This window comes from Tahibacter caeni (genome assembly GCF_024609805.1).
GTDB lineage: Bacteria > Pseudomonadota > Gammaproteobacteria > Xanthomonadales > Rhodanobacteraceae > Tahibacter > Tahibacter caeni.
Window position 1 is genome coordinate 1 of sequence record NZ_JANFVR010000602.1, and the last position, 1,506, is coordinate 1,506.

Annotated in this window: 2 protein-coding genes; both read left to right on the plus strand. The window is 72.6% G+C overall.

What is annotated here, in order from left to right; translation table 11 throughout:
• A partial coding sequence (locus tag NON22_RS24195) for a GreA/GreB family elongation factor (RefSeq protein WP_257389541.1) occupies positions 1–394 on the plus strand: 394 nt, incomplete at its 5' end.
• A gap of 89 nt (positions 395–483) precedes the next feature.
• Positions 484–1,506 (plus strand): bifunctional helix-turn-helix transcriptional regulator/GNAT family N-acetyltransferase (locus tag NON22_RS24200; RefSeq protein ID WP_257389542.1); only part of this gene is annotated, 1,023 nt, incomplete at its 3' end.

The following is a 1,506-nucleotide window of genomic DNA, read 5'->3' on the forward strand; positions in this document are numbered from 1 at the left end:
CCTCGCGCGGCAGCAGCGGCGCCTCGCGGAGCTGCGCGCCGCGCTGCAGAGCGACGAGGCGCCGCAGGACGACGAGCTCGCGCGACAGGCCGTCGCGCGCGAGATCCGCTGGCTCGAAGCGCGCATCGCCGCGGCCATCGTCGTCGATCCGCAGCAGCCGTCCGACCGCGTCGCCTTCGGCGCGCGCGTCGACGTCGTCGACGAACACGGCAATGCGTCGAGCTATCGCATCGTCGGCGAGGACGAAGCCGACGCCGAACACGGCAGCGTCAGCTGGGTCTCACCGCTGGCCCGCGCCGTGATCGGCGCGAAGGTCGGCGACGAAGTGCTCTGGCGCCGGCCGGCCGGCGATCTGCGTCTGGAAATCGTCGCGATCCGCTACGCCGCGGACTGAACGGTCGTGCGTCACGGCCGCGGCCGGCTTGCGGGGCGCTCCCGCGACGATTTATGTTAGTCGTTACATAAATCCTTTCGGACCTTCCGATGACCTTCCTTCCCGACCTGGGCCTGCTCGCCCTCGGCAGCCGTCTGCGCGCGATCAGCGACCGGCTCTACGCGATCGCCGACGAGGTCTACCGCGGCCGCGGCCTGCCGCTGCAGGGACGCTGGTTCCCGCTGCTGCGCCTGCTCGCCGACCAGGGCCCGCAGCCCGTCGGCGCGATCGCCGCGCAGATCGGCCAGACCCATTCGGCCGTGAGCCAGCTCGCCGACCGCCTCGTCGCCGACGGCTGGCTCGCCGTCGTCGAGGATCCCGACGACCGGCGCCGGCGCCGCCTGGGCTTGAGCGAGCGAGCGCGCGCCGCGCTGCGCGAGGCACGGCCGGCCTGGAAGGCCATCGTCGAGGAGCTCGAGCAGCGCTGCGCGGCGGCCGAGGTCGATCTGCTGCCGGCGCTCGCGCGCTTCGAGAGCGTGCTCGGCGACGATCTCGCCGCGGCGATCGTCGCGCGCAGCGCGGCCGGCGACAGCCGGCGCGTGCGCGTCGTCGGCTTCGATCCGGCGCTGCGCGACCATTTCTACCGGCTCAACGCGGACTGGCTGCGCAGGTATTTCTATCTCGAGGAAATCGACCATCGCGTGCTGTCGGACCCCGAAGGCGAGCTGCTGGCCGGCGGCGGCGAGGTGCTGTTCGCGCTGCTCGGCGACGAGGTCGTCGGCACCTGCGCGCTCAAGGTCGAATCGCCCGGTGTGTTCGAGCTGACCAAGATGGCCGTCGAGGAGCGACATCAGGGCCTGGGCATCGGCCGCCGGCTGCTCGAGCGCGCGATCGAGGTGTTCCGCGAGCGCGGCGGCAGGACCCTGTTCCTCGAATCGAACGCGCGCCTGAAGCCGGCGCTCGCGCTGTACGAGAGCCTCGGCTTCGTGCATCAGCCGCAGCTCAAGCCCGATTCGCACTACAGCCGCTCGGACGTCTACATGATCTGGCAGGCGCCGCGCGCGGCCGGCAGGGCCGCGGCGACATCGGCCGGCGGAGCGACGGCCAGGGCGGCCGCGAAGTCCGCCGGCCGG